This window comes from Mycobacterium sp., from assembly GCF_049683355.1.
Lineage (GTDB): Bacteria > Actinomycetota > Actinomycetes > Mycobacteriales > Mycobacteriaceae > Mycobacterium.
The window spans coordinates 1-23,968 of record NZ_JBAUJB010000318.1; the positions used below are offsets into that span (position 1 = coordinate 1).

Here is a 23,968-nt window from a genome sequence, read left to right on the forward strand (position 1 = left end):
ACTCAGACAGAGGCGAGCAGAATGAACCGCGAACAAGCGATAGCCGCGCAGGTGGCGGGCCATAGGCTCGAGGTGTTCGACGAGTCGTGCCCTTGTGGTCAGAACGCTTGGTATGTGAGGGAACTCGACAGATATGTTCATCGTGACGGATCGAGCAACTCCGCGTGTTGGGTGGCATTGTCTCGCGGTGAAGTACCGACAACCGTTTTAGTCAGCGTGACTCACGAGCCGGCAGGGGTAGAAGCTGAAGCTGCACCAACAAAATCATTCTTGTTTGACTCCCGTGCGCTTCAGCCCCTGGCCGCAATGCTCGCACTTGAAGCTCATCAGTGACTGCGGCACCCTTTGCTTGTGCTCGCACTTGAAACACTGCACAAGCGCTGAAGGCTCGTTGGCGGGCTGCCCCTGCGGCTGCGCTTTCGAAGGTGCCGCAGGAGAAGATTGCGCGGGAGCGACCTTGTTCGACTTCGTCCGGTTGCATCGCCAGCACAAGGTCTGAAGGTTGTCCGGCGTCGACAGGCCGCCTTTGGAGACCGGGACGACGTGGTCCACCTCAAGAAGAAGGTGAGGTTCTGCTGCGAGCGACACCGAGCAGTACTGGCAGGTGTGGTTGTCGCGGGCCTTTATGGAGTCGCGCAGTTTGGAGGTCATCAGCGCCCGCTGGCCAGCAGCGCTCTTTCTCCAGCGGATCTTCTGCGACAGAGTCTCGACAAGCGCGTCGATCGTTGGTGTGTTTAACGTGACGTCTGTTCGCTGCGAACTGTTCCCACCGGCGCTGACGTACTCAAATGCATACTCGGGATAGGGAACGCTGATCGGCGACAGCTCGACTCCGACGTGCTGCATGAATTCCGCCGCGTAGTGCTTCTGGATGAATGCAGGCGGATTGACGGACGCGGTGATGCTCGCCTCGCGCTCCTCTAGGTTCCTCACGGCGTTCTCAAGTTGGGCGATGTTCTCGCCGAGATTCTCGACGTCGGAGAGGTGGGTCTCATCAGCCTTGATGCTGAAGTACTTCATCACATATTTGATGGGGTCGACGCTGGCGTTACGCACGACCTGCAATGAGCAGTTGTGCACGTTCGCTGCCTGGTAATTCGCAACGTTCCGATCGCGCCGGTAGTTCCAGTGACTGGTGTTTTGGTACGACGCGAGATGTGCTTGTGAGCCGGTCGATGACGCCCCAAGAGCGAACGATCCGCGGTTGCGAATCTCTGAGACATACTTGGTGACCTCGTTGTGCTCGGCAACGAACGACGAGATCTTCTTTTTGTGAGCCAAGAACTCTTCGCTGGCGAAGTACCGCTCCTTGAGGATGTAACGGACCACAGGAGGTCCGACCACGGCGACGAACGCGATCACGATGATCGCTATCAAGAGTTCCATGCGTTTTACTCCCCCCTGAGCGAGTCGGACTCTAGCAAATCGCCCCGTGCTGAGGGTCGCGTTCAGGTCGGTCGAGCGATGGGCTGTGCTGTAGCGGTTTGGCGTCGAGCCTGTGCAACTTCATCGCGGCGGGCCCGCGGCAGCGCGCCAGAATGCACTACAGCGGTGGGAATCGTGGTTTGGGAGCAGGCTCTTGCTGACATATCGCATCACGTCCAGTACGCAGCCAGTACGCAGCAGAATTTCCGGTAGCTTTCGTCAGCCAACGCGGTCAACGCTGTGACCTGCGTATATCCGGGACAGCCGTCACAGCTTGACGCAACAAACGCCGAGTGATTCTCGTTCGCATCGAGAAGGTCAGGGGTTCGATTCCCCTTAGCTCCACCACACAATCCGCAAGCTGACCGTTCTGGCGCTGCGATTGCGCAGGGGGTCGTGATCGGGACTCCTGCGTAGTTCCTGACTGCAATCTCACCGTGCGAGTCCAGTTCGTTGGTGTCGACGATCGCCGTTCGCCAGAGCCGTCGAGCAGGTCGTCGATGCGCCGGGCGATCGGTTCGCGGCCGGGGTAGGTGCCACCACGAGGCCGCGGTCTGACTTAGCCGTTGGCCGAATCGGATCGCCTCGCGGATGACCTCGGCTTCCGACACGGTGCGGCGCGCTTCGCCGCCACCTTGAGATTGCGCGGCAGCAGACCGCCGTCTACTGCGCCGAGGCTTCGCGCGCCTGTTGGTGTCATCGCTCTGCCATCGATGACACCATCTGCCCCACCCGTCACGACCTCGGTGAACTGCCGTAGCGGCTTCCGCGTGGCGCCGCGGGGTGCTTTCCTTCGCTCGATAGTCTGGCCCGCATCCGACGAAAGAGAAATGTCCATGTTGGTCTTGCACGGGTTCTGGTCCGCCTCCAACGGGTTATGCCTGTGGGCGGAGGATTCCACGCTGACGGTGACGAGCTCCAGCGACGCGTTGCGTTCGGCACGCCCACATCCGTTCGTCGCGCCCGCCGATGCGATCGCCGCGATCCACGCCGGCAAGCCGGCCGCCGCGGTGCTGTTGCTGCCGTCGCTGCGGAAGTCGCCGCTGGACTCACCGGAGTTGTTCAGGGTCACACCGCGCCCGGCACCAAGATCCGAACCTGTTCTGCTGCCTTGGACGGTTCCGGTGATGTCGCTGCCTGCCTCGTCGGCGGTTGCCGCGTTGGACGAGCTCGCCGCCGATGTCCGGTACGGCGCGTCGGTCGTGTATCTCGCCGAATTGGCGGGTTTCGCGCGGGAGCTGGTGCAGCGCGGCCGAGTCCTGCCTGCGCTCTCCTGCGACGAACACGGCCCAGTCGCATTCTGGCGTCCGATTTTGCAGGGTGCCGACATCATGGCCCTGAACTCGCTGATTGCCGCGATGCCACCGGTATGCCGCGCCGAGCCGGAGGCCCAGGACGGCCACCAGCTGGCCACCTCGGCGTTGTATGCCTTCGCGGATGCGGCAGTTCGGACGACGCTGCCGACCGGGATCGAGCTACTCCCGCCCCGGCGTGGCCGCCGCCCGAAACACGTTCCGGCCCAGGAACGCTGGCTGACCGCGCTGACCGCCCCGGACGGCCGGTTCGACGCCGACCCGGGCGAACTCGATGCGCTGGCCGGGGCGCTACGGCCGTGGGATGCGATCGGTGCCGATGAGCCCGGCCCGGCGAGGGCGATGTTCCGGCTCACGGAATCCGAGGAGCCGGACGGCCAACAGCCCGGCTGGCGGCTGGAGTTCCTGCTGCAATCCATCGCTGACCCCAGCCTGTTGGTACCCGCGGAGCAGACCTGGGACGAGGATGGCAGCCTGCGCCGCTGGCTGGAGCGGCCCCAGGAACTCCTGCTCGCTGAGCTCGGCCGTGCCGTCCGGATCTACCCCGAACTGGCGCCCGCCCTGCGCACGGCGCGTCCGTCCGAGATTTCCCTGGACACCGACGGTGCGTATCACTTCCTGTCCACCGCCGTGCCACTGCTCGACGAGGCGGGGTTCGGTGTGCTGTTGCCCTCATGGTGGGACCGACGCCGCAAGCTCGGGCTCGCGGTGTCTGCGTCCACCCCGGTCGACGGCATGGTAAGTGGTACCAGGAGATTCGGCCGCGACCAGCTGGTCGACTTCCGTTGGGAACTCGCGGTCGGCGACGACACCCTGACCGAAGAGGAGATGGCCGCACTCGCCGAGACCAAGGCCCCGCTGATCCGGCTGCGCGGCCAGTGGGTGGCGGTGGACCCCGATCAGTTGCGGCGAGGGCTGGAGTTCCTGGCGCGCAATCCCACCGGCCAAGCGACCACGGCCGAGATCCTCGCGCTGTCCGCCAGCCATCCCGACGACGCCGATACCCCGCTGGAAGTCACCGTGGTGCGCGCCGACGGCTGGCTCGGTGATCTGCTCGGCGGGGCGGCGGCGCAGTCGTTGCAGCCGCTGGCGCCCCCGCCCGAGTTCACCGCTGTGCTGCGCCCCTACCAGCAACGGGGCTTGTCGTGGCTGACGTTCCTCTCCTCGCTCGGGCTGGGCAGCTGCCTGGCCGACGATATGGGACTGGGCAAGACCGTGCAGTTGCTCGCCCTGGAGTCCGCGCAACGCCACGACGAGCCCGATGCCGGGCCGACGCTGCTGCTGTGCCCGATGTCGTTGGTCGGCAACTGGCAACGGGAGGCCGCGAAATTCGCACCGACATTGCGGGTTTACGCCCACCACGGCCCGGCGCGGCTGCGCGGTGACGTGCTGCTCGAGCAGCTCGCCGACACCGACATCGTGGTCAGCACCTACGCCACCGCGACCCGCGATATCGACGAACTCGCCGGCTTCCGGTGGAACCGGGTGGTGCTGGACGAGGCGCAGGCGGTGAAGAACAGCCTGTCCCGCGGGGCCAAGGCGGTGCGCCGGCTGGAGGCGGCACACCGGGTGGCGCTCACCGGGACCCCGGTCGAAAACCGGCTCGCCGAGCTGTGGTCGATCATGGACTTCCTCAACCCGGGTCTGCTCGGCAGCTCCGAGCTGTTCCGCACCAGGTACGCGATCCCGGTCGAGAAGTACGGCCAGACCGAGCCGGCCGAGCGGCTGCGCACGATCACCCGTCCCTACGTCCTGCGCCGGCTCAAGACCGACCCGACGATCATCGACGACCTGCCCGAGAAGATCGAGATCAAGCAGTACTGCCAGCTCACCACCGAACAGGCGTCGCTGTACCAGTCGATCGTCGACGAGATGATGGAGAAGATCGAGAACACCGAGGGCATCGAACGGCGCGGCAACGTGCTTGCCGCGATGACCAAGCTCAAACAGGTCTGCAACCATCCCGCCCAACTGCTGCACGACCGTTCGCCGGTCGGGGTGCGGTCGGGCAAGGTCATCCGGCTCGAGGAGATCCTGGAGGAAATCCTCGCCGAGGGTGACCGAGTGCTGTGCTTCTCCCAATTCACCGAATTCGCCGAGATGCTCGTGCCGCACCTGGCCGCACGGTTCGGACAGGACGTCCTGTATCTGCATGGCGGCACCCCGAAGAACCGGCGCGACGAGATGGTGGCGCGCTTCCAGTCCGGGGAGGGACCACCCATCTTCCTGCTGTCGCTCAAGGCCGGCGGTACCGGGCTAAACCTCACTGCGGCCAACCACGTTGTGCACCTTGACCGGTGGTGGAACCCGGCGGTGGAGAACCAGGCCACCGACCGTGCGTTCCGGATCGGCCAGAGGCGAACGGTCCAGGTGCGCAAGTTCATTTGCACCGGCACCCTCGAAGAGAGGATCGACGACATGATCGAGGAGAAGCGGGCACTGGCAGATCTCGTGATTGGTGACGGGGAAGGGTGGCTGACCGAACTGTCCACCCGCGATCTGCGCAGATTGTTCACCCTGTCCGAGGGGGCCGTTGGTGAGTAACTGGTTCCCGCAGCCGTCGCGGCCCCGCCCGGTCGACGGCGGACTCAAGGCCCGCAGCACTCGTGGATTGATCGCCCAGACTTGGTGGTCCCAGCGGTTCATCGAGGTGCTCGAAGACATCGGGATGGGCAGCCGGCTCCAGCGTGGGCGCAGCTATGCCCGCAAGGGACAAGTCATCTCGTTAGATGTGGGTCCGGGGCTGGTCACCGCACAGGTGCAGGGCAGTCGGGTGCGCCCCTACCGGGTGCGCATCGGGATTGCTGCCTTCGGCAAGAGCGAGTGGGCGCAGGTAGAGGGTGTATTGGCCGAAAATGCCTGGTTTGCGGCCGGATTGCTCAGCGGCGAGATGCCGTCCGATATCGAGGACGTGTTCGACGGGCTGGGGCTTTCGCTGTTCCCGGCGGCCACCGGGGAGCTGTCGCTGGACTGCTCCTGCCCGGACGCCGTGGTGCCGTGCAAGCATCTTGCGGCGACGTTCTACCTGTTGGCCGAGTCGTTTGACGATGATCCGTTCGCCATCTTCGCCTGGCGCGGACGCGAGCGTGAGGATTTGCTGGCGAATCTGCAGGCTGTCCGGTCGCAGGGTCGCCCCGCTGCGGACCGCGCCGAGCCGGCGGGACGCCCGCTCACCGATTGCCTTGACTCCTATTTCATTCGGCAGGCCGACATCCCATCGCCAAGCCCGCGGGTGACGTTGTCGACGGCATTGCTCGATCAGCTTGCCGATGTCACTGTCGGGGTGCGTGGCCGGCCGCTGGTCGAGATCCTGCGGCCCGCGTATGCCGCGCTGGGCGAAGGCGGAGGTGACCGGTAATCGACCCGTTCGATGGACCGCCGCCGCCGTCTCGCCGCCGGCCCCGGCGCCCGGACGTGATGGCCTACCACGTCCGGATCGATCTGGAGGGCACCACACCGCCAGTGTGGCGGCTGGAGGTTGCGTCTGATGTGTTTCTGGACGACGTGCACGAGGTGATCCAGATAGCTTTCGGATGGACCGACAGCCACTTGCACCGATTTGCCTGTGGCCCTGCGTATTACAGTGGCACCCCGAATACTACCTCATGCCCTTCGAGGTGGACGACGGCGAGACGGGCATACCTGAGCGCCGCGATGTCGCCCGCCGCGGGGTCAGCGGAAGTCCCGGCGCGCTACACAGTCGAGATCGCTCATGTGTCATCCAGAGCAGTCGACCGCGACTGCGAGCGCCGTGCAGATGGCGCGGATCTGCGTCTCGGGCAGTCGGCCAAGGCGATTCACCAGCACCCCGATCGAGACGCTTTCGACTGAGTCCAGATTCACCGCGGAGCGGCGCGGTATCGGGTCGGAACCCGGTTCGAGAACGACCTCGCTGGCCAGCCCCCGGATGGTCGTGGTGCACGGCGCGACGAGTGCCCTTTTGAGCCGAGGGATCGCCGCATCGCGCGAGAGCACGACGACTGGGCGCCGGCCGATCTCGGCCATTTCACACCACCAGACCTCTCCGCGTGCCGGCAGTGCGTTCACGAATCTCCAGCCACCCGCCGCCACGACGCTAGGTCGCCCCACTCGTCGGGCTCATCAAGAGGGTGCTTGTCGTAGACCGCATAGCTCGCATCCACCTCGGCAGATCGATGACGCGCGAGTAATGCCCCGAGGGCCTCATCGATGAGGGCTGCGTCAGTGACTCCTGCTCGCAGGTCGCGCGCACTGCTCAAGAGCCCAGCATCGACAGTGGTGCTCAGGCGTATGCGGTTCATGCCATTAGTATGCCACGTCCGGGCAAACTCCCACGCAGGCTTTGGACCCCCATCAACTTGCTGACACCGACGCCAGGCGCGGGGGAACCGCAGGCGCTCAGATGGGTCAACGGTAGAGTTCGGCATCGTGGTTCCCTGGCGCTTGCCTAGAGCCGCTGAATCAATCATTGCCCTGACCTGGCCAGACGATGTATTCGGCCAATCACGCCAGGGTGGAATGCTGTTTCGGCCGAAGGGGTGCCAGCTGTAGCGTTCTGAGTGGTCGGTCGGTGGTGTGCTGTAGAAACAGGATTATGAGTCTGGCGGCGTGGGCTGAGCGCAACGGTGTTGCGCGGGTGACTTCGTATCGCTGGTTTCACTCGGGCCGGTTGCCTGTTCCGGCGCAACGAGCAGGTCGGCTGATCCTGGCGAACGACGCGGCAGCCGAAACAGCCCGGCAGCGGCGGACGGCGGTGTACGCGCGGGTCTCGTCTGCGGATCAGAAGGCTGATCTGGATTGGCAGGTGGCGCGGGTGACCGCGTGGGCCACCACCGAACAGATCCCGGTCGACAAGGTGGTGACCGAGGTAGGGTCTGCTCTGAACGGGCATCGCTGCAAGTTCCTGGCGTTGCTGCGTGACCCCTCGGTGGGTCGGATCGTGGTGGAGCATCGGGATCGGTTCTGCCGGTTCGGCTCTGAATATGTCGAAGCCGCGCTCGCCGCGCAGGACCGCGAGCTGGTCGTGGTCGACGGGGTCGAGGTCGACGACGACCTGGTGCGCGACATGACCGAGATCCTCACCAGCATGTGCGCCCGACTCTACGGCAAGCGCGCTGCTGCCAATCGCGCAAAGCGTGCCATCACCGCTGCCGCTGCCGACGATTGTGAGGCGGCCTGAGGTGGCGAAATTCGGGGTTCCCGATGGCTGGACGGTCCAAGCGTTCAAGTTCACGCTCGACCCGACAGAGGACCAGGCTCGCGCGTTGGCGCGGCATTTCGGCGCCCGGCGTAAGGCCTTCAACTGGGCCGTCGCCACCCTCAAGGCCGATCTGTCGGCGTACCGGGACGCGGGTGTCGAGACGGACAAACCGTCGCTGCGGGTGCTGCGGAAACGCTGAAACCAGGCCAAAGACGAGGTGTGTGTCAACCTGGAGACCGGACAGGTGTGGTGGCCGGAATGCTCGAAGGAGGCCTACGCCGACGGGATCGACGGCGCGGCCGAGGCGTACTGGAACTGGCAGCAGAGCCGTGCCGGCACGCGTGCCGGTAAGCGAGTGGGTTTCCCGCGGTTCAAGAAGAAGGGCCGCGACCAGGATCGGGTGTCTTTCACGACCGGCGCGCTGCGCATGGAACCGGATCGCCGGCACTCGACGCTTCCGGTGATCGGTTGCATCCGTACCCAGGAGAACACCCGGCGAGTTGAACGGCTGATCCGTGCCGGGCGTGCGCGGGTGTTGGGGCGATCACGTTGCGCCGCAACGGTACCCGGCTGGATGCGAGTGTTCGGGTGCTTGTCCAACAACCCCAGCAGCCCGGGGTAACGAGGCCGGATTCGCGGGTCGGTGTGGACGTCGGTGTGCGTCGTCTGGCCACCGTCGCCGACGCTGACGGCGTCGTGATCGAGCAAGTGCCGAATCCCGGCCCGCTGGATGCGGCGCTGACCGAGTTGCGTCACGTCAGTCGTGCCCGGTCGCGCTGCGTGAAAGGTTCGCGGCGCTACCGTGAGCGCACCACCGAGATGTCCCGGCTGCATCGCCGGGTCAACGATGTCCGTATCCACCACCTCCATTGTCTGACAACGCGTTTGGCTAAGACTCACGGCTGCATTGTTGTCGAGGGCTTGGATGCGGCAGGCATGCTCAAACAGAAGGGTCTGCCGGGGGCGCGTGCCCGCCGGCGCGGCCTGTCGGATGCAGCCCTGGGCGCACCGCGGCGGCATCTGGCCTACAAGACCAGGTGGTACGGGTCGGAGCTGGTGGTCGCCGACCGCTGGTTTCCATCGTCGAAAACCTGCCATCGGTGCAAACACGTGCAGGACATCGGCTGGGCCGAACACTGGCAATGCCAGGCCTGTTCGGCGGCGCATCAACGCGACGATTGCGCCGCGATCAACCTCGCACGCTACGAGGAAACACCTAGCGTCGTCGGCCCAGTTGGGGCCGCCGTTAAGCGTGGAGCCGACCGTAAGACCCGGCCAAGCCGGGCAGGTGGCCGTGAAGCGCGGAAGGGAGGCAGCCGCACGGCTGCCGAAGCACCCCGAGACGGGGTGCAAGTCGCATGATCACTAAACTAAAGATCACTCACTTGCAACGGTTCAGGGTGACTGCCGGCGGGCGCGGGCCCGCCGTTTTCCTTCGCCCGCACCGCGAGCGCCCGCGTGGCCGCGGCGACGTCGTCGACCGGGACGGTGTCGTCGATGGGTACGAAGACGTGAACTCCCTTGGCGCCGCTGGTCTTCACGGCTCCCGACAGCCCGTTGTCGGCCAAGCCCAGGGTCGGGTGGTACTCCACGGCCCGCTGATTCGCCAGCCACAGCAGCGTGCGGCGATCGTCACACAGCGCGTAGTGCACTTCGCGCCGGGATGCCTCCGCCCACATCGGCACGGTGCGCACCCAGTCCGGGGTGTACTTCGGAACGTTCTTCTGCATGAACGGTTTCTGGCCGCGCAACACCCGCAGCACCGTCAGCGGCCGCCCCGCGAGTCCGGGCAGCATGCGCTCGGCCACCCCGTCCAGGTAGTCGACGAGGTCGCGTTTGGTGGCCCCGGCCTCCGGGCTCAACGCCTCGTCGAGGTTGGTCAGGTCGACGCCGGCGCGCTGCTCGCTGACGGCCATCGTCAGCCGGCCGTCGTCGCGATGCCGCCGTCCACCGGGATGACCGCTCCGGTGAGGTAGGCGCCCGCCCGGCTGGCCAGAAAGACCACGATGCCTGCCATGTCGTCATCGCGTCCGATTCGCCGCAGCGGCGCCGACGCCGCGATCTCGTCGCCGAAGGATTCCAGCGTCGCCGCCATCATCTTCGACGGAAACGGCCCTGGGGCGACGGCGTTCACGGTGATGTGCTGGGGACCGAGTTCACGGGCCAGGGCTCGGGTCAGTTGGTGCAGTGCCGCTTTGCTGCTGGCGTAGGAGTAGATGGGCATCGGGCTGACCCGCAGGCCGTCGATGCTGCCGACGTTGATGATCCGGGCCGGGTCGGTCGCGTTGCCGGCCTCCCGTAGCGCCGGCAGCAGCGACTGCACCATCCAGAACGGCGACTTGACGTTGAGATCGAGCACCTTGTCCCATGCGGCGTCGGGGAAACTCTCCAGCGGTTCACCCCACGTCGCTCCGGCGTTGTTGACCAGGATGTCCAGCCCGCCCTCGGAGGTGACGAGTTCGGCGAGCCGGGAGCACTCGTCGTGCCGGGACAGGTCCGCCGGCACCGCCCGAACGTCACCGAACGCAGCCAACTCGGCCCGGGCGGCCTCACAGGCGTCGGCCTTACGGGAGGTGATCACCACCCGCGCGCCGGCCTGCAGCAACCCGCGTACCATCATCAGCCCGATGCCACGGGTACCGCCGGTGACCAGCGCGCGCTTTCCGGCGAGGGTGAAAAGCTCTGAGTGCGAACTGAATCCGGGTTCGTTCATCGTGACCCTGCGTCCGCGTCGGGTGGGGGAGTGCCGATCAGAACCGCGCTGAGGCGGCACCCGTCGGGCCCTCCCCGCCATGCGTGGTCGACACCGGTCAACACCACCAGGTCGCCCTGGGTCAGTCGGTGGGCACCGTCGCCGAGCATCAGGTCGACGCTTCCGGACAGCACCGTCTGCAGGTCGAGCGTGTCGGTGTGGTGCATCGGTGTCTCGGAGTCGGGTCCGAGTTCGACGACCATCCATCGGACCAGACCCGGGTCGATTCCCTGGTCGATCAGCGGGGCCGTGCCGGTGGGGCGCTGCGGCGGCGGACTGGTCGACGTCGCATACGGGATGCCCATCGCGAAGCCGGGGGCCAACTGGTCGAGCGTCAGGTCGTCCTGGCTGACCACGCAGGTCTTGCCGTCAGTGTCTACTCCGGTGATCAACGTCCTCACTACCGTCGCTCCTGTCCATGTCGCGAACTTCTGTCTGCTTCGCATCATGCGCCAACGACGCCGCCGGTTGTGACGCCGGGCCGCGATGTCCCGTCGGATCCATGCGTGGGGCCCGGTTGGATGCGTACGATGTCAGGCGGGTGCTCCAGGAGGCGGGTGCTCGCCGTCCGGGGTCGGCCTCCGCGTGCGAAAGGCGCCCGATGACCGCAGCGCAGCACCCAGGTTCCATCCGTCGCGACGTCCTGCCGATCCCTGATGTCGCCCACGTGGGGTTGACGACGTACGACGCGAAGGACCCGGAGACCAGCTACCCGCCGATCAGGGACGTACGTCCGCCGGCCACCGCGCCGAACGTCGTCGCCATCCTGATCGACGACGTGGGTTTCGGCGCCAGCAGCGCCTTCGGCGGGCCGTGCCAGACGCCGAACTTCGAAAAACTCGCGTCAGGCGGCCTGAGGTACAACCGGTTTCACACGACGGCGTTGTGCTCACCGACGCGGCAAGCGCTGCTGACCGGCCGCAACCACCACTCGGTGGGCATGGGCAACATCACCGAGACCGCCACCGCCGCACCCGGTTACACATCGGTGTTGCCGAACACCAAGGCGCCGCTGGCGTTGACCTTGAAGCTCAACGGATACTCGACGGCGCAGTTCGGCAAGTGCCATGAGGTTCCGGTGTGGCAGACCAGCCCGGCCGGGCCGTTCACCGCATGGCCGACGGGCGGCGGCGGGTTCGAGTACTTCTACGGCTTCATCGGCGGGGAGAACAACCAGTGGGATCCGGCGCTCTACGAGGGGACGACCCCGATCGAGCCGCCCAAGACCGCGGCCGAGGGCTACCACCTCACCGAGGACCTGACCGACAAGGCGATCACCTGGGTGCGGCAACAGAAGGCGCTGCTGCCGGACAAGCCGTTCTTCATGTACTTCGCCCCCGGTGCCACTCATGCGCCCCACCAGGTGCCCTCGGAGTGGATCGACAAGTACAAGGGCAAGTTCGCCCACGGCTGGGACCGCCAGCGCGAGATCACCTTCGAGCGGCAGAAAGAACTGGGAGTCATCCCGCCGGACGCCGTGCTGACACCCCGGGACGCGGAGATCCCGGCCTGGGAAGACATGGACCCCGCGCTTCGGCCCGTCCTGGAACGTGAGATGGAGGTGTACGCCGCCTTCATGGAGCACACCGATCACCACGTCGGCCGGCTGCTCGATGCGCTGGGGCCGGTGCTCGACGACACCCTCGTCTACCTGATCGTCGGGGACAACGGCGCCTCGGCGGAGGGCACCCTGCAGGGCGCCTACAACGAGATGGCCAACTTCAACGGCATGGCCGACATCGAGACGCCCGAGTTCATGATCTCGAAGCTCGACGAGTTCGGCGGCGAAGGCTCCTACGGCCACTACGCCGTGGGGTGGGCCTGGGCGATGGACGCCCCCTACCAGTGGACCAAACAGGTGGCGTCGCACTGGGGCGGCACCCGCAACGGCACCATCGTGCACTGGCCCAACGGGATCAAGGACAAAGGTGGCCACCGCAGCCAGTTCAGCCACGTCATCGATTTCGCACCGACCGTGCTCGAGGCCGCGGGCATCCCGGCCCCCACGTTCGTCAACGGTGTGATGCAGAGCCCTATCGAGGGCACCAGCATGCTGTACAGCTTCGACGACGCCGACGCTCCGGAGCGGCACGAGACCCAGTACTTCGAGATGTTCTGCAATCGCGGGATCTACCACAAGGGCTGGAGCGCGGTGACCAAGCACCGCACCCCCTGGGCGATGGGCGGCCAGGTGATGCCGGCCTTCGACGACGACGTGTGGGAACTCTACGACGGGAACAGCGACTGGACACAGGCCAACGATCTCGCCAAAGAGCATCCCGACAAATTGCATGAGCTGCAACGCCTCTGGCTGATCGAAGCCGTCAAGTACAACGTTCTCCCCCTCGACGACCGGCAGATCGAGCGGATCAACCCCGCCAGCGCCGGGCGACCGTCGTTGATCAAGGGCAACAGCCAGCTGCTGTTCGCCGGGATGGGGCGGCTGTCTGAGAACAGTGTGCTCGACATCAAGAACAAGTCGTTCACGGTCACCGCGGAGGTGGATGTGCCCGACAGTGGTGCCGAGGGTGTGATCATCGCCCAGGGCGGCAGGTTCGGCGGGTGGAGCCTGTACACAAAGGACGGCCGTGCCAAATTCCACTACAACGTGCTCGGCATCAAGTCCTATGACATCGAAGCGAGCGAACCTGTCCCCGCGGGCACCGCGCAGGTGCGGATGGAGTTCGACTACGACGGCGGCGGAATGGGCAGAGGCGGCGGCGTCAGGCTCTATTACGACGGCACAGAGGTGGGCAGTGGGCGCGTGGACCAGACACAGGGTTTCATCTTCTCCGCCGACGAGACCACCGATGTCGGTTACGAGTCCGGTACCACCGTCAGCCCCGACTACACCGCCCACACCAGCCGGTTCAGCGGCAAGATCGACTGGGTGCGCATCGACCTCGGCGAGGACGCCGAGGACGCCGACCACTACATCGACCCCGACGAGAGATTCCGGATCGCGATGGCGCGGCAGTAACCGCTTGTCTGCCTATTGATGTATCTATCAACATTCGGGATAGGCATGTCGAATTTACTGGTAGTGTTACTGGCCAGTAATTAAGTTCGATGAGGAGCTGTCATGGCCGAGGTAATTGTCCGCCAACTGATCGATGATATTGACGGGTCTGAAATAAGCGAAGGCGATGGTGAACGAGTTGAATTCGCGTTTCGCGGCGCCGACTATCAAATTGACCTTTCCGCGACCAATATCGCCAAATTCGAGAAGGCCCTGAAGCCGTACGTCGAGGCGGCGGAAAAGGTTCGCGGTGGCGGACGCTCGCGCCGCGTGCGGACCAACGGCAACGGCAAGTCTTCGCCCGAGCAGCTGGCCGCGATTCGCGAGTGGGCTCGCAAGAATGGGCACGAGGTGGCTGACCGCGGTCGCATCAAAGCCGAGATTGTCGAAGCTTTCGACGCCGCGCACTAGCCGATTCGAAAGTCCGATTCGCGGGGGTGGATGATTCTGATCACGGCTGTCGCCACTTCGCCGTACGACCCTGTCCGCGGGTGACTTCGTCCTTTATGGTCCTTGCCCGGTCTTCCCCGCTCGCCGTAACCTCGTGAGGTGTCCGGCCTGACCGTCGTCCGAGCCGATGATCTCGCTGCCCTGGCAGTATTCGCGGGGACCCCCGTCGGGGCGCTCGTCCCGCTGGCCGCACAACTACGCCCGGTGATGGCCGCGGCCGGTCAGGTGTTGATGCAGCAGGGCGAACTCGCGGTGTCGTTCCTGCTGATCGGTTCCGGTCGCGCCGAAGTCACCCACAGCGGTGTCGACGGTCACGACACAGTCGTCGAGGTGACCCCCGGTCTGATCGTCGGCGAGATCGCACTGTTGCGGGATGCGCCGCGGACCGCGACGGTGGTGGCGACCGATCCGCTGACCGGCTGGGTCGGAGGTCGCGAAGCATTCGCCACCATGCTCGAGGTGCCCGGGCTGATGGACAAGCTGGTGCGGACCGCCCGCCAGCGCCTGGCCGCGTTCGTCACGCCCATCCCGGTCGGGGTCCGCGACGGCTCGACGCTGTACCTGCGCCCGGTGTTGCCCGGTGACATCGAACGCACCACCAACGGCCCGGTCGAGTTCTCCGGCGAGACCCTCTACCGCCGCTTCCAGTCGATCAAGGTCCCGTCGAAGGCGCTGATGGCCTACCTGTTCGAGGTGGACTACTTGGAGCACTTCGTGTTCGTGCTGACCGACCGGCCCGACGGCCCGGTGGTCGCCGACGTGCGATTCGTCCGCGATGCGGTCAACCCGGCAGAGGCCGAGATCGCGTTCATCGTCGGAGACGCGTACCAGGGCCGGGGCATCGGCACCCTGCTGATGGGCGCCATCTCGGTGGCCGCCTGGTGTGACGGTGTGCAGCGGTTCACCGCGCGGGTGCTCAGCGACAACGCGCCTATGCGGGCGATACTCGACCGGTTCGGCGCGACGTGGCAGCGCGACGACCTCGGCGTCGTCACCACCGAGATCGCGGTGCCCCATCCGAAGGATCTGTCTTTCTCGCCCGAGCTGACCCGCCAGATCCGGGACGTGGCCCGGCAGGTCATCCGGGCGGTCGGATGAGGCCGCCGTTGAGGACCGCGAGCCGGAGGCCGCAATTGAATAAGGACACCCGGCTGTGCATCTCGCTGGCGGGACGTCCCAGCAACATCGGCACCCGATTCCACAACCACCTCTACGAGGTGCTGGGGCTCGACTTCCTCTACAAGGCCTTCACCACCGACGACATCAGCGCAGCGATCGGTGGGGTGCGGGCGTTGGGGATCCGCGGGTGCTCGGTGTCGATGCCGTTCAAGGAGGCGGTGCTCGACCTCGTCGACGATGTGGAGCCCTCGGCGATGTCGATCCGGTCGGTGAACACCATCGTCAACGATGACGGCCGGCTCACCGCATCCAACACCGATTACCTTGCCGTGCAACAGCTCATCGACACTCACGGGCTGACCCCGCAGCAGTCGGTGCTGATCCGCGGCAGCGGCGGGATGGCCGGTGCCGTCGGGGCGGCGTTCGCCGACAGCGGATTCGACGCCGGTGTCGTCGTCGCGCGCAATCCGGTCGCAGGTGCGGCGCTGGCCGACCGGCTCGGCTACGAGTACACCGCCGAGGTCGGCCCGCACACGGCCGATATCGTCGTCAACGTCACGCCGACCGGGATGGCCGGCGGGCCCGAGGAGAACGACGTCGCGTTCGACGACGCGACGATCCGCGCCGCGCGCACGGTCTTCGACGTCGTGGCGCTGCCGTCCGAGACGCCGCTGATCTGCGCGGCACGCGCAGCCGGCGTCGATGTCATCACCGGGGCGCAGGTGATCGCGCTACAGGCTGCCGAGCAGTTCGCGCGCTACACCGGGGTTCGTCCCAGCCCGGAGCAGATCGCCGAGGCCTCGGCGGTGTCGAGGGCCTGACGCCCGCCTCAGGGGGTGATCGTGGCCTCTTCGTCGATGGCCGCCGTGGCGTCCATCAACGGCATGGCCTGATCCTCGGTGCCGTCGGCGTTGAGCTGCAGCACGTAGAGGCCGTCCTGGCCGGGGATCACCACCGTCTTCTGGGCGATCATCCGCGTCACGCCGTCCCGGCCGTACATCCCGCCGATCTGGGCGGACTCGAACCCGTCCAGGGTGCCGGGCTGGCCGGTCTCGGGCCCTTCGAATTCCGGCAGATTCTGGATCTCGCCCGGTGCGTACTCGAGGATCTGGGCCGGGTCGACGTTGCCCGTCAGCTTGGACAGGATCGCGATGATCGTCGGGGGATCCTGGGCCATCACCGGTTCACCGGTGAACACCATTGCGCTGTAAGCCCATGCCGGGGTGGCGGGCCCGGCGTCCTGCCAGCCCGGGGGGAAGGGTAGGTCGATGGTCGGAGCACCGGGATCGCCCCGCTTCACCGGGGCCTCGTCGATGTTGTTCTCCTGGATGTAGTCGACGATGGTCTTGGCGGGCCCGGCGGCCTCGGCCGTCGTGGTGGGCGCCTCGCTGGTGGTGGTCTCCGCCTCGGCGGACGTGGTGGTCGTCGCCTCCTCGGTCTGGGTGTCCGAACCGCAGGCTGAGAGGCCGATTCCGAGTGCGACGGCGGCGATGGCGGTGACGCCGGCCCGGATGGGGATGGTCATGTCGTCTCCTGTTTCATCGGCCTCGTGGCGTGCACGCAGTCTGCGCTCTACAAAAGCCGGATCGCAGCGCAGCATAACCGTCCGTGAACCAGATCTCATGGAAAAGGCGGGCGAACGCTGTGCCGTCACGGACCTGGTGCCGCTGCGTGGTATCAACGGGCCGTGAGGCTGATGGGTGTCTGCGCGCTGGCCGTGCTGGGTGTCGGGTGCGCCCAGCCGACGGACTCCGCCCCCGCGCCGTCCTCGACGACATCGGGGGCCGGCCAGATCAACCCCGCGAGAATCGACCGGACCCGCAGCGAGTTGCCGGGTGGCTACGAGGTGGCCGGTTACACCGCAGCACCGGCACCGATCGTGTTGTGGAGCTTCGCAGAGGCGGCGGTCTCGGAGCCTCCGCAGTGCGCGCAGTTGGCGGCACCGGCCGTCGACCCGGCGACGACCCGGGGCTGGTCGGCGTCCGGACCCGGCGGGATCGTGCACACGGTGGTGGCCCGGGCCGACGGCCCGCAGGTGCCCGGTTCCGCGCTGCTCGCCGAGTGCGCGCAGTGGACGGTGGCCTCCGGGCACACCACCGGGACCGTCACCACACAGCCCGGGCCGGTGATCGATGCCGCAAAAACGGTGGCGATGAGTACCGCTGCCACCACCCTGGTCGAGGGTGGGACGCAAACACGCTCCCGCGCAGACACATTCGTTGCGTACCTGGACGGCCACGTCTGCTTCGTCACGTTGATCACCGATCCCGGATCACCCCATCCGGCGCTCGGCCCCGGCTTTGCGGGCGACCTGCTGGCCAGCGCCACGTCCGCGCTGCGCGGCTGAACCGGACCGCACGGGTACATTTGGCGGCGATGTCGAACCCCAAGGTGGCGCTGGCCGTCGCGTGTGCCGGGCTGCTGGCGGCGTGCAGTTCGGGACAGCCCGAGGACCTCTCGCAAGCCGATATCGCCAACGTCGCCGACCTCGAGTCCGAATTCGGTCCGTCGTTCACGGTCAGCACCGTGGGACCGGCCGCCATCGAGCCGGGACTGCTCGGCCCGCAGTCGTTGCCCGAGGGGCTGGTCTTCGACCCTCCCGACTGCGCCGAGGCGGCCAGCAAGCTGGCCGTCCCAGCGGGGGTGCAGGGCAACATGGCCGCGACCACGGCAGAAGGTGACGGCGTCCGATACATCGTGATCGCGGTCGAGACCTCCGAACCGGTGCCCGCCAGCGTGCCCACCGAGCAGTGCCAGGAGGTGGTGTTCGGCGGGCGTGGGATCCGTGGCCTGATCAAGGTCGTCGAGGCCCCGCAGATCGACAACACCCAGGTCGTCGGCACCCGCCGTGTGCTGCAGACCACCGCGGGTGGCGCACCTCGCACCGGCGACCTCTACAACTACGTCGCCAACTTCGGCAATTTCATCGTGATCGTCACCGCGAACTCGCTGGTGATCCCGGGCCAGCCGCTCGTCCCGGTTGATACGGCGCGCGCCCGCGAGCTGGTCACCCAAGCGGTCAGCCTGGTCAGGGGCTAGCTCACCGCACGTCGTGCGGCCGGAACTGGATGCTGATCCGCGGACCGGTGGGGCGGGCGGTCTTCGGGACGCAGTGCTCCCAGGTGCGTTGGCACGAACCGCCCATCACCAGCAGGTCGCCGTGGCCGTGGCGCAGCCGCAGCGACGGGCCGCCGCCGCGGGGTCGCAGCGCAAAAACCCGGGCCGCACCCAGGCCCACGATGGCGACCATGGTGTCCTCGGTGCTGCTGCGGCCGATGTTGTCGCCGTGCCAGGCGACGCTGTCGTTGCCGTCGCGGTAGAGGCACAGCCCGGCCGTCACGAACGGCTCGCCGAGCTCGCCGGCGTAGGCGTCGTTGAGGCGTCGTCTGAGCTGTTTCAGCCGCGGATGGGGCGGTTCGTCGTCGACGAGGTGGTGGAAGCTGACCAGCCGGGGAACGTCGAGAACCCGGTCGTACATCTGGCGACGCTCGGCCCGCCAGGGAATCGTGTCACGCAGTTGCGCGAACAGTGAGTCGTCTCGAGCGTCGTCCTGGGACAACCATCCGGAACGGAACTCGAGCCACGCGCCGTCACCGAGGTCGCGGCGTTCGGCGTGGTCGAACAGAGCGCTTTGCAGAGCCGACTCCATGGGCGGCAGTCTATCGCACAGGCGTTCGAACTCAGAGCCGGACTGCGCCCGGTCCGTGCTCGGCGAGCGAGTCGCCGGGATTGGCGAGTGCGCAGACCTTCAGGCTCAGGCACCCGCAGCCGATGCAGCCCGTGAGGTTGTCGCGCATCCGCTGCAGGTGCACGATGCGCTGGTCGAGGTCCTCCCGCCAGCCTGCGGACAATCGGGCCCAGTCCTTGCTCGTGGGGACACGGTCGGTCGGCAGCGTCGACAGCGCATCGCGGATCCGCGCCAGCGGGATCCCGAGCCGTTGCGACATCCGGATGAAGGCGACCCGGCGGAGCGTGTCGCGGCTGTAGCGGCGCTGGTTGCCGCTGGTGCGTCGGCTGGCGATGAGTCCCTCGCGCTCGTAGAAATGCAGGGTGGAGACCGCCACGCCACTGCGGACCGCCATGTCCCCGGGAGTGAGCTCCTGTGCCATCTCCATGACCTCAACAATAGTTGAGGTGGGCTGTTTCGGGATACGGTGCTTGATGTGACGGACGTGGTGTTGGGGTGCAATTCCGAGGTCGGGACTCTGCGGGCCGTCATCCTGCACCGTCCGGGACCCGAATTGCAGCGGCTGACGCCCCGCAACAACGACACCCTCCTTTTCGACGGGCTGCCGTGGGTGGCCAAGGCGCAGGAGGAGCACGACGCCTTCGCGGCGTTGCTGCGTTCCCGCGGGGTCGAGGTGCTGCTGCTCGGTGACCTGCTCACCGAGGCGCTGGCCAACAGCGGGGCCGCCCGGATGCACGGCATCGCGGCCGCGGTCGATTCCCGCAGGCTCGGTCTGCCGTTGGCCCAGGAGCTCTCGACGTACCTGCGCACTCTGGACGCCGCCTCGTTGGCGCATGTGCTGATGGCCGGAATGACGTTCGACGAGCTGTCGTTCGGGGAGAACGAACTGTCGTTGGTGAGGCGGATGCACCACGGCGGGGACTTCGTGATCAACCCGCTGCCCAACCTGCTCTTCGCCAGGGACTCGTCGTTCTGGATCGGCCCGCGGGTGGCCATCACCTCGCTGGCCCTGCCCGCCCGGTCACGCGAGACGTCGCTGACCGACGTGATCTATGCGCACCATCCGCGTTTCCTCGGCGTACGCCGTGCCTACGAGTCGCGGTCGGCGCCGGTCGAGGGCGGCGACGTGCTGCTGCTGGCGCCCGGCGTGGTTGCTGTCGGGGTGGGGGAGCGCACCACGCCGGCGGGAGCGGAGGCGTTGGCGCGCAGCCTTTTCGACGACGACCTGGCGCACACGGTGCTGGCGGTGCCGATCGCGCAGGAGCGGGCGCAGATGCACCTCGACACTGTGTGCACGATGGTCGACACCGATGCCGTCGTGATGTACCCGAACATCGTGGACTCGTTGACGGCGTTCACGATTCGCCGCTCATCGGACGGGGTGAAGATCGACGGCGCCGCGCCGTTCGTCAATGCCGCGGCCGAGGCGATGGGCATCGGGAAGCTGCGGGTGATCGACACCGGGCTCGATCCCGTCACCGCCGAACGCGAGCAGTGGGACGACGGCAACAACACGCTGGCGCTAGCTCCCGGTGTGGTGGTGGCCTATGAGCGGAATACCGAAACCAATGCCCGCCTCGCGGATTCGGGTATCGAGGTGCTGTCGATCGCGGCGTCCGAGCTCGGCACGGGCCGCGGCGGGCCGCGCTGTATGTCGTGCCCGGCGGCCCGCGACCCGCTCTAGCCTGCGGCACCAGGCCCCCGCGGAATAGCGTTCCTGGCTGTGATTTCGTGCCCGGCAGCGACCAGGAATGCTATTCCGCGGGAGGAGGCCGGGGGGCTAGCGCCAGGAGGGGAGCCAGATCTGCAGGTTCCACGTGCTCTGCGAGATCGGCAGACCCGTCAAGATGGGGTAGAGCCAGGCGAAGTTCGTGATCACCACGGCGACATAGCAGCACACCACCAGCAGCCCCAGCGTTCGTCGCTCGGCGTTCTGCCTCGGTTTGTAGAGGATGTCGCCGAGGATCATCGCGATGATCATCACCAGGAACGGCGCCATCGTGGCCGCGTAGAAGAAGTACATCTGCCGGTCGATGTCGGCGAACCACGGCAGGAAGCCCGCGCTGTAGCCGACCAGCAGCGCCGCATAACGCCAGTCGGCCTTGACGAATGCGCGCCACACCGCCCACGCCAGCACCGGCACCGCGACGAACCACATCGCCGGGGTGCCGACCAGCATCACGGCCTTGACGCAGGACTGCGCGCCGCACCCCGGCACGTTCTGGGTCTCGATCGCGTAGAGCACGGGTCGCAGCGACATCGGCCACGTCCACGGCTTGGATTCCCACGGGTGGTGATTGCCGTCGGCATTGGTCAGCCCGGAGTGAAAACGGAAGGCCGCGTAGGTGTAATGCCACAGCGAGCGCACCGCGTCGGGGATCGGCAGCACGCTGTCGGGTCCGATGGAGCGGCCCACCTGGTAGCGGTTGGTCGCGGTCTCCGAGGCGAACCAGGCCGCGTACGACGCCAGGTACACCCCGAACGGAATCAGCACCAGCGCGTACAGCGAGGGACCGACGTCGCGGCGAAACACCCCCAGCCACGGCCGCGGAACCCGGTACTGCCGGCGCGCGGCGATGTCGAAGGCCACGGTCATGACGCCGAAGAACACCACGAAGTAGAGTCCGGACCACTTCGTCGCACAGGCCAGCCCGAGCAGCACGCCCGCGCCGAAGCGCCACCAGCGGACCCCGAGGCGCGGACCCCATGTCGTCTCGCCGATCCGGCCTTCCAGCAGCGCCACGTGCATCCGTTCGCGCACCTGGTCGCGGTCGACGATCAGGCAGCCGAACGCCGCGACCACGAACACTGTGAGGAACCCGTCGAGCAAGGCGGTGCGCGCGGTGACGAAGCTGACGCCGTCGGCGATCACCAGCAGCCCGGCGATCCCGCCGACGAGCGTGGACCTGCTGATGCGCCGTGCAATCCGGACCACCAGGAGAACCAGGACGACGCCGCACACCGCGCCGGAGAACCGCCAGCCCAGCCCGTTGTAGCCGAACATCGCCTCGCCGAGGGCGATCAGCTGCTTGCCGACCGGCGGGTGCACCACCAGCCCGTAGCCCGGGTTGTCCTCGACGCCGTTGTTGTGCAGCATCTGCCAGGCCTGCGGCGCGTAGTGCTTCTCGTCGAAGATCGGCGTGCCCGCGTCGGTCGGCGACCGCAGGTTGAGGAACCGGGTGACCGCAGCCAGCGCGGTGACGACCGCGGTCATCATCCACCCCTGGAACCGGTCGATCGGGCCGAAATCCGCGACGGGTACCAGCGGCCCCGGGCTGATCACCGGAACCGTGCGCTCGCGCGCGACGAGTTCGTCCGCGGGGGTACTCCTGCTCCTCACGTCCGCGGGGGTACTCCTGCTCCTCACGTCCGCGGCGGCGCTCACGACAGCGATCGTAGGCTGTAGTCCATGTCCGCCGGCCGACTGCTTGTCGCAGCCACGCCCCTGGGGCAGCCGTCGGACGCGTCGGCCCGACTGGTCCGGGCGCTGGGCAGCGCCGACGTGATCGCCGCCGAGGACACCCGCCGGGTCCGCACGCTGGCCCAGGCGCTGGAGGTCCGGCTCGCCGGGCGGGTGGTCAGTGTGTTCGACCAGAACGAGGCATCCCGGGTGCCTGCGCTGGTCGACGACATCTGCGGCGGGGCGACGGTGTTGCTGGTCAGCGACGCCGGGATGCCGCTGATCAGCGATCCCGGCTACCGGCTGGTGTCGGCCTGTGTCGACAACGACCTGCCGGTGCAGTGCCTGCCGGGCCCGTCCGCGGTGACGACGGCACTGGCCGTCGCCGGCCTGCCCTCGGAGCGGTTCTGCTTCGAGGGGTTCGCGCCGCGTAAGCAGTCGGCGCGCACGTCGTGGCTGCGGTCGCTGGTCGCAGAGCCCCGGACCTGCGTGTTCTTCGAGTCGCCGCGACGGCTGGCCGACTGCCTGCGGGACGCCGTCGCCGTGTTCGGGCCGGAGCGGCGGGCGGTGGTCTGCCGGGAGCTGACCAAGACCCACGAAGAGATCGTCCGGGGGTCGATCGGCGAACTCGCCGAATGGGCCGCCGACGGGGTGCTCGGCGAGGTCACCGTGGTGCTGGCGGGGGCGACGCCCACCGCGGACCCCGAGGCACTGGTGGCCGACGTGAACCGGCTGGTCGAGGACGGCATGCGGGTCAAGGACGCGTGCGCCCAGGTGGTCGCCGCGAATCCCGGCGCTCCGTCGCGCCGCGAGCTCTACGACGCGGTGCTACGCGCGCGAGACTGACGTCAGCGCGCCGACATGACCGAGAATCGGCCGGGCCTTGTGCAGGCACTCGTCCCACTCGCGGCCCGGGTCGGAGTCCGCGGTGATGCCGCCCCCGACGCCGAGCACCGCCGTTCCATCGGCGGCGAATTCCACCGTGCGGATCGCCACGTTCAGCTCGCAGCCTGCCACCGGTGACGCCAAACCCACTGTGCCGCAATACACGCCGCGCCGGTGCGGTTCCCATCCGGTCAGCAGTTCACGGGCCCGCGCCTTGGGTGTGCCGGTCACCGACGCCGGCGGGAAGGTCGCCCCGAGCACGGCCGACATCGGCAACTCGGCGGCCACTCGGGCCGAGACCGTCGACACCAGATGCCACACGCCTGGCGCCGGCCGTACCGCCAGCAGTTCGGTCACCGACACCGACCCGGTGCGCGCCACCCGTCCGAGGTCGTTGCGCACCAGATCGACGATCATGATGTTCTCCGCCACGTCCTTGACCGACGCGCGCAGCCCCGCCGGGTCGGCATCTGCCGGCAGCGTGCCCTTGATGGGACTCGACATCACGGCCTCGCCGCAGCGGCGCAGGAACAACTCCGGGGACAACGACGCCACCGCCCCCCAGGGCCCGGCGACGTAGGCTGCGCGGGCGGGAGCGGTCCGGGACACCGATTCGGCGAAGAAGTCCAGCGGATCACCGGCGAACGTACCGGTGAACTGCGTACACACACACGCCTGGTACACCTCACCGGCGCTGATGGCCTCCAGGCACTCGAGCACGCCCCGGTGGTGGGCCGC

The 23,968-nt window shown here is 67.2% G+C and carries 20 protein-coding genes and 4 pseudogenes; 13 read left to right on the forward strand and 11 right to left on the reverse strand.

All coding sequences use genetic code 11. From position 1 onward, the window contains the following. Nucleotides 1-444: 444 nt before the first annotated feature. Nucleotides 445-1,386 (reverse strand): annotated as a pseudogene (locus WA944_RS18595) (HNH endonuclease); the annotation flags it as partial. Nucleotides 1,387-2,261: 875 nt separating this feature from the next. On the opposite strand from WA944_RS18595, the gene WA944_RS18600 reads away from it, so the two are divergent. The 3 genes from WA944_RS18600 to WA944_RS18610 are packed head-to-tail and all read left to right on the forward strand — an operon-like array spanning nt 2,262 to nt 6,569. Continuing rightward, nucleotides 2,262-5,282 carry a DEAD/DEAH box helicase gene (locus WA944_RS18600; protein ID WP_526375621.1) on the forward strand — a complete coding sequence of 1,007 codons (3,021 nt, stop codon included), beginning with the start codon at nt 2,262-2,264 and terminating at the stop codon, nt 5,280-5,282. Then, the gene (locus tag WA944_RS18605; protein WP_526375623.1) at nt 5,272-6,096 is read left to right on the forward strand and encodes an SWIM zinc finger family protein; all 825 of its coding nucleotides are present in this window, start codon (nt 5,272-5,274) and stop codon (nt 6,094-6,096) included. The genes WA944_RS18600 and WA944_RS18605 overlap by 11 nt, the downstream gene beginning before the upstream one ends. 59 nt (nt 6,097-6,155) lie before the next feature. Further along, nucleotides 6,156-6,569 (forward strand): IS1096 element passenger TnpR family protein, encoded by a 414-nt coding sequence (locus WA944_RS18610; protein ID WP_526375625.1) that lies wholly within the window; start codon nt 6,156-6,158, stop codon nt 6,567-6,569. Here the strand turns inward: WA944_RS18610 and WA944_RS18615 are convergent. Together WA944_RS18615 and WA944_RS18620 are read right to left on the reverse strand one after the other, a co-directional pair. Next, nucleotides 6,456-6,785 carry a type II toxin-antitoxin system PemK/MazF family toxin gene (locus WA944_RS18615; protein WP_526375627.1) on the reverse strand — a complete coding sequence of 110 codons (330 nt, stop codon included), beginning with the start codon at nt 6,783-6,785 and terminating at the stop codon, nt 6,456-6,458. The genes WA944_RS18610 and WA944_RS18615 overlap by 114 nt on opposite strands. Then, nucleotides 6,782-7,033: pseudogene (locus WA944_RS18620) on the reverse strand (type II toxin-antitoxin system antitoxin MazE5); the annotation flags it as partial. The pseudogene WA944_RS18620 and the gene WA944_RS18615, both read right to left, overlap by 4 nt. A 278-nt stretch (nt 7,034-7,311) precedes the next feature. Here WA944_RS18620 and WA944_RS18625 point away from each other — a divergent pair. Further along, nucleotides 7,312-7,896, forward strand: a complete 585-nt coding sequence (locus WA944_RS18625; RefSeq protein WP_526375629.1) for an IS607 family transposase — start codon at nt 7,312-7,314, stop codon at nt 7,894-7,896. Between the two features lies 1 nt (nt 7,897). Continuing rightward, nucleotides 7,898-9,279, forward strand: a pseudogene (tnpB, locus tag WA944_RS18630) (IS607 family element RNA-guided endonuclease TnpB). A 71-nt stretch (nt 9,280-9,350) separates the two neighbouring features. On the opposite strand, the pseudogene ligD reads toward tnpB, so the two are convergent. The 3 genes and pseudogenes from ligD to WA944_RS18645 form a co-directional block, all read right to left on the reverse strand. Further along, nucleotides 9,351-9,833 (reverse strand): annotated as a pseudogene (ligD, locus tag WA944_RS18635) (non-homologous end-joining DNA ligase LigD); the annotation flags it as partial. Nucleotides 9,834-9,835: 2 nt separating this feature from the next. Further along, nucleotides 9,836-10,630 carry an SDR family oxidoreductase gene (locus WA944_RS18640; RefSeq protein WP_526375631.1) on the reverse strand — a complete coding sequence of 265 codons (795 nt, stop codon included), beginning with the start codon at nt 10,628-10,630 and terminating at the stop codon, nt 9,836-9,838. Next, a complete protein-coding gene (locus WA944_RS18645; protein WP_526609899.1) occupies nt 10,627-11,070 on the reverse strand; it encodes an AraC family ligand binding domain-containing protein in 444 nt (147 codons plus the stop codon). Before WA944_RS18645 ends, WA944_RS18640 begins: the two co-directional genes overlap by 4 nt. 200 nt (nt 11,071-11,270) lie before the next feature. Here WA944_RS18645 and WA944_RS18650 point away from each other — a divergent pair, with 200 nt between their 5' ends. The 4 genes from WA944_RS18650 (at nt 11,271) to WA944_RS18665 (ending at nt 16,078) form a co-directional block, all read left to right on the forward strand. Further along, nucleotides 11,271-13,649: an arylsulfatase gene (locus tag WA944_RS18650; RefSeq protein ID WP_526375635.1), complete on the forward strand. Its 2,379-nt coding sequence runs from the start codon at nt 11,271-11,273 to the stop codon at nt 13,647-13,649. A 102-nt stretch (nt 13,650-13,751) separates the two neighbouring features. Beyond that, on the forward strand, nt 13,752-14,099 hold the full coding sequence (locus WA944_RS18655) for an Lsr2 dimerization domain-containing protein (RefSeq protein ID WP_526375637.1): 348 nt from the start codon (nt 13,752-13,754) through the stop codon (nt 14,097-14,099). Between the two features lie 138 nt (nt 14,100-14,237). Next, nucleotides 14,238-15,236 (forward strand): acetyltransferase Pat, encoded by a 999-nt coding sequence (pat, locus tag WA944_RS18660; RefSeq protein ID WP_526375639.1) that lies wholly within the window; start codon nt 14,238-14,240, stop codon nt 15,234-15,236. Beyond that, a complete protein-coding gene (locus tag WA944_RS18665) occupies nt 15,233-16,078 on the forward strand; it encodes a shikimate 5-dehydrogenase (protein WP_526375641.1) in 846 nt (281 codons plus the stop codon). The genes pat and WA944_RS18665 overlap by 4 nt, the downstream gene beginning before the upstream one ends. An 8-nt stretch (nt 16,079-16,086) precedes the next feature. Here WA944_RS18665 and lpqN read toward each other — a convergent pair whose 3' ends face one another. Beyond that, nucleotides 16,087-16,782 carry an envelope biogenesis lipoprotein LpqN gene (lpqN, locus tag WA944_RS18670; protein ID WP_526609896.1) on the reverse strand — a complete coding sequence of 232 codons (696 nt, stop codon included), beginning with the start codon at nt 16,780-16,782 and terminating at the stop codon, nt 16,087-16,089. A 171-nt stretch (nt 16,783-16,953) separates the two neighbouring features. On the opposite strand from lpqN, the gene WA944_RS18675 reads away from it, so the two are divergent. Together WA944_RS18675 and WA944_RS18680 are read left to right on the forward strand one after the other, a co-directional pair. Further along, entirely contained in the window at nt 16,954-17,604 is a 651-nt protein-coding gene (locus tag WA944_RS18675; RefSeq protein WP_526375656.1) for a DUF5642 family protein, read from the forward strand. Between the two features lie 29 nt (nt 17,605-17,633). Next, nucleotides 17,634-18,296, forward strand: a complete 663-nt coding sequence (locus tag WA944_RS18680; RefSeq protein WP_526375645.1) for a DUF5642 family protein — start codon at nt 17,634-17,636, stop codon at nt 18,294-18,296. 1 nt (nt 18,297) lies between these two features. Here the strand turns inward: WA944_RS18680 and WA944_RS18685 are convergent, their stop codons facing one another. Then, nucleotides 18,298-18,906, reverse strand: a complete 609-nt coding sequence (locus tag WA944_RS18685) for an alpha-ketoglutarate-dependent dioxygenase AlkB (protein WP_526375647.1) — start codon at nt 18,904-18,906, stop codon at nt 18,298-18,300. 31 nt (nt 18,907-18,937) lie between these two features. Next, a complete protein-coding gene (gene soxR / locus WA944_RS18690) occupies nt 18,938-19,372 on the reverse strand; it encodes a redox-sensitive transcriptional activator SoxR (RefSeq protein ID WP_526375649.1) in 435 nt (144 codons plus the stop codon). Nucleotides 19,373-19,420: 48 nt separating this feature from the next. On the opposite strand from soxR, the gene arcA reads away from it, so the two are divergent. Continuing rightward, a complete protein-coding gene (gene arcA / locus WA944_RS18695) occupies nt 19,421-20,629 on the forward strand; it encodes an arginine deiminase (RefSeq protein WP_526375651.1) in 1,209 nt (402 codons plus the stop codon). A 96-nt stretch (nt 20,630-20,725) separates the two neighbouring features. Here the strand turns inward: arcA and WA944_RS18700 are convergent, their stop codons facing one another. Continuing rightward, nucleotides 20,726-22,285, reverse strand: coding sequence for a dolichyl-phosphate-mannose--protein mannosyltransferase (locus WA944_RS18700; protein WP_526375658.1), 1,560 nt, complete (start codon nt 22,283-22,285; stop codon nt 20,726-20,728). A 69-nt stretch (nt 22,286-22,354) separates the two neighbouring features. Here WA944_RS18700 and rsmI point away from each other — a divergent pair, with 69 nt between their 5' ends. Beyond that, nucleotides 22,355-23,191, forward strand: coding sequence for a 16S rRNA (cytidine(1402)-2'-O)-methyltransferase (rsmI, locus tag WA944_RS18705; protein ID WP_526375652.1), 837 nt, complete (start codon nt 22,355-22,357; stop codon nt 23,189-23,191). On the opposite strand, the gene WA944_RS18710 is transcribed toward rsmI, so the two are convergent. Beyond that, nucleotides 23,174-23,968: aminodeoxychorismate synthase component I (locus WA944_RS18710; RefSeq protein ID WP_526647213.1), on the reverse strand; the 795-nt coding region annotated here is incomplete at its 5' end. The genes rsmI and WA944_RS18710 overlap by 18 nt on opposite strands.